The organism is Mesorhizobium sp. M2A.F.Ca.ET.037.01.1.1 (genome assembly GCF_003998075.1).
Classification (GTDB): Bacteria; Pseudomonadota; Alphaproteobacteria; order Rhizobiales; family Rhizobiaceae; genus Mesorhizobium.
Genome location: NZ_RZSA01000708.1, coordinates 1 through 3,635 on the forward strand (window position 1 = coordinate 1; position 3,635 = coordinate 3,635).

3 protein-coding genes and 1 pseudogene are annotated in these 3,635 nt (G+C 68.1%); all 4 read right to left on the reverse strand.

Annotated elements, in window-relative coordinates; all coding sequences use genetic code 11:
* On the reverse strand, positions 1 to 1,065 hold a 1,065-nt coding region (locus EOA27_RS27395), incomplete at its 3' end, for an amidohydrolase family protein (protein WP_245491171.1).
* Complete coding sequence (locus EOA27_RS27400; protein ID WP_126078765.1) at positions 1,055 to 1,990, reverse strand: ABC transporter permease; 936 nt, start codon at positions 1,988 to 1,990, stop codon at positions 1,055 to 1,057. The genes EOA27_RS27395 and EOA27_RS27400, both read right to left, overlap by 11 nt.
* Before the next feature lie 13 nt (positions 1,991 to 2,003).
* Positions 2,004 to 3,062: an ABC transporter permease gene (locus tag EOA27_RS27405; RefSeq protein WP_126078766.1), complete on the reverse strand. Its 1,059-nt coding sequence runs from the start codon at positions 3,060 to 3,062 to the stop codon at positions 2,004 to 2,006.
* Positions 3,062 to 3,635, reverse strand: a pseudogene (locus EOA27_RS27410) (heme ABC transporter ATP-binding protein); the annotation flags it as partial. The gene EOA27_RS27405 and the pseudogene EOA27_RS27410, both read right to left, overlap by 1 nt.

A 3,635-nucleotide genomic window follows, 5' to 3' on the forward strand; every position in this document is an offset into this window, starting at 1 on the left:
GTAGTGGTGCGGCGCGACGCGCTGCAGCATCAGCGCGAGCCGCGCCTCCATGAACATGTTAGACGTGTCGTTGGAGGCCGAGCCGTCGACGCCGAGGCCGACCTTCACGCCCTTGTCCAGCATCTCACGGATTTTCGCGATGCCCTGTCCGCAGCGCATGTTGGCCGACGGGCAATGCGCGACGCCCGTGCCTGTCTCGGCGAAGCGGTCTATCTCCCCGCTCGTCATGAAGATCGAGTGGGCGAACCAGACGTCATCGCCGAGCCAGCCCACAGACTCAGCGAACTCGACCGGCCGCATGCCATAGATCTCGTGGCAGTACTTCTCCTCGAACAGCTCTTCCGCCAGATGCGAGTGGAGGCTCACGCCGGGATGCTGCCGCGCCAGCGCGGCCGCGTCGCGCATCAGCTCCGGCGTCACCGAGAAGGGTGAGCAGGGCGCGAGCACGATGCGGCCCATCGAGTGGCGCGACGCGTCGTGATAGGTGTGGATCAGGCGCTCCGCATCCTTGAGGATGGCGTCTTCCTTCTCCACGCAGCGGTCCGGCGGCAGTCCGCCCTGGCTCTCGCCGCGCGACATCGCTCCGCGGGCCGCATGGAAGCGCAGGCCGATTTCGCGCGCCGCCTCGATCGTCGAATCCAGCGTGCAGTTGTTGGGCAGGATGTAGAGGTGGTCCGAGCTGGTCGTGCAGCCGGAATGGATGAGCTCGGCCATGGCGATACGGGCGGAGACGCCAATAGCGTCATCGTCAAGCTCCGCCCAGATCGGATAGAGCGTCTTCAGCCAGACCATCAGCTCGTCCTCCTGCACCATGACGCGCGTCAGGTTCTGGTACATGTGGTGGTGGGTGTTCACCATGCCCGGCATGACGACATGGCCGGAGAGGTCGAGCACCGCATCGGCCTCAAACCCTGCGAGTTCGGCCGTCGTGCCGACCTTGTCGATCACATTGTCGCGGACGAACAGCGCGCCGCCCGAGATCTCGCGGCGCGCGTCGTCGAACGTCGCGAGATGATCGATATTCTTGACCAGAAGCGTCGTCACCGGCCGCCCATCAGCGTACATCGCGGTAGAACGGCTCGCCGAGAGCGGCCGGCGCGGCCATCAGGCGGCGCACTTTCTGCCAGGCGAGCACCGGCACGATCATCAGTGCGATGGTGCCGAGATAGGGCAGCATCGACAGGAACGGCGCGGCCACCGGCCAGTTGCGCGCCTGACCGACGAAGCCGATCGACGTGATGAGGCCGAACAGCAGCGCCGTGAGCACGGCGTTGACCGGCCGGTAACCGGCGAAGATGACGAGCGAGACCGCGATCCACCCGCGCCCTGCGACCATGCCGTCCGACCAGGCCGGCACGAAGGCGAGCGTCAGGTAGGCGCCGGCGCCGCCGCACAGCGCCGCGCCCGCGGTGACATAGGCGAAGCGGATCAGGCCGACCGGGATGCCGCCGGCGTCGGCGGCGGCCGGGTTCTCGCCGACGGCGCGCATGTTGAGCCCGTGCCGTGTGTGGAACAGCAGATAGTGCAGGCCGAGCGGCAGGACGATGTAGATGAGGTAGAGCAGCACGTTCTGCGAGAAGAGCGCCGGCCCGAGGATCGGGATGTCGCTCAGCAGCGGCACCTCGACACGCTCAAAGACCGCGGCCGATGGCGTGCCGGAGTAGCTGCGGCCGATGGTGTTGGCGAGCCCGGTGCCGATCAGCGTCAGCGCCAGGCCGCAGAGAACCTGGTTCGCCCGGACGGTCACCGTGGCGAAAGCGAAGACCATGCCGAACAGCGCCCCGACCACGAGCGCCGCGGCAAAGCCGAGCGCCGGCGAAGGAACGGCCGCGACGGTCGCTACGCCGGTGATCGCGCCCATCGCCATCAGCCCTTCGGCGCCGAGATTGACGACGCCGACGCGCTCGGCGAGCACCTCGCCCATGGCCGCGAGCGCCAGCACGCCGCCGGCGAGAAAGGTTGTGGCGAGAATTCCGGTCAAGAGGTCCAATGTCGGTCTCGCTCTATGCTCTCGTCGACGCGGTGCGGAGGATGCGGTAATGCGCGAGCTCGTCGCCGATCGCCGTCAGGAACAGGATCGCCCCGGTCATCGCCAGCACCGCGGAGGTGGTGATGCCCTGTGTCTGCAGGATGATGCCGGAGTTGAGGATGAAGGCCATGAGTATGCCGGTGAAGATGACGCCGACGCAGGAGTTGCGAGCGAGCACCGCGACCATGATACCGAGATAGCCGAAGTTGTTGGAAATCCCGCCCTGCAGGCGGTGCACCGTGCCGGCGAGCTCGAAGGCGCCGGCGACGCCGGCGATCAGGCCCGACAGCAGCATCACGGTGATGATGTGGCGCCCCACCGCGATGCCGGCATAGGCCGCGGCCGAAGGGTTCGAGCCGGACAGCCGCACCTCGTAACCCCAGCGGGAGAAGGCGAGGATCGCGGCGGCGGCCAGCGCTATCAGTATGGCGATCGGCAGGCCCCAGTGAATCAGCCCCCAGAATTCGGGCATCTCGACCGTGATCCGCGGCGTCGAGGAGTTGGACATGCCGACGCGGTCGCGCCACGGGCCGGTCGAGACGTAGTAGACGAGCAGCGCGGCCACGAAGTTGAGCAGCAGCGTCGTGATCAGCTCGTTCACGCCGACGAAGGCGCGCGCCAGTGTGGGGACCAGGATCCAGACGACGCCCCCGAGCGCGCCGGCGGCAATGATCAGCGGCAGGATGAGCCAGGCAGGGCCGGGCACGAACAGTCCGACCGCGGTGGCTGCGAAGGCGCCGACGAGGAATTGTCCTTCGGCGCCGATGTTCCAGGTCCCGATCTGCTGGCCGACCGCCACCGACAGGCCGGTGAGGATCAGCGGGATCACGAGCAGCCCGAAATCCTCCATCCCGAAGGTGGAGCTGAAGGTGGCGCTGACGAGCTGCGCGCCCAGCGCGAGCGGGTCTTCGCCTGCCACCAGCAGCGCGATGGATGCGGCCAGCACCACGATGGCAATGGCCAGCGCGCGCATGGCGAGCGCGATGCCAGGCTGGACGGATGGCAGCCGCTGGAGGCGCAGGCCCTGCAGCATCACGCCGCCTCCTTCCGCACGATGCGGCCGCCCATCAGCAGGCCGATCTGCTCGACGTCGATCTTGTCGTTGTCTAGCGCGCCCATGAGCCGGCCTTCATAGAGCACGGCGATGCGGTCGGAGAGGTTGAGGAGTTCCTCCAGGTCCTCCGAGATAAGCACGATGCCGGCGCCTGCGTCGCGCAGCTCGACGATGTAGCGCAGCATCGTGTTGATGGCGCCGACGTCGAGCCCGCGGCTGGGATAGGCGGCGACCAGCACCTTGTGGGCGATGCGCATCTCGCGGCGCGCCACCAGACGCTGCTGGTTGCCGCCCGACAGGTTGCGGACCGGCATGGCGAAGTCCGGCACGGCGACGTCCGCGGCCTTGGCGATCTCGCGCGCAAGCAGGGTCGCGGCGCCCGAGCGATAGAGCCCGCCGGAGCCGATGGGCGGCTTCTTGTATTCGCGCATCACGGCGTTGATGGCGACGCTCATCGCCGGGGCCAGCCCGCTGCGCAGCCGGTCCTCCGGGATGTGGCCGATGCCGAGCTCAGCCACGTGCTCACCGGACTCCGGCGCATCGCCTCGGGAC

Coding starts and splice junctions, on each gene's coding strand:
- EOA27_RS27405 (WP_126078766.1), bottom strand. CDS start 3,062: ATGCTGCAGGGCCTGCGCCTCCAGCGGCTGCCATCCGTCCAGCCTGGC.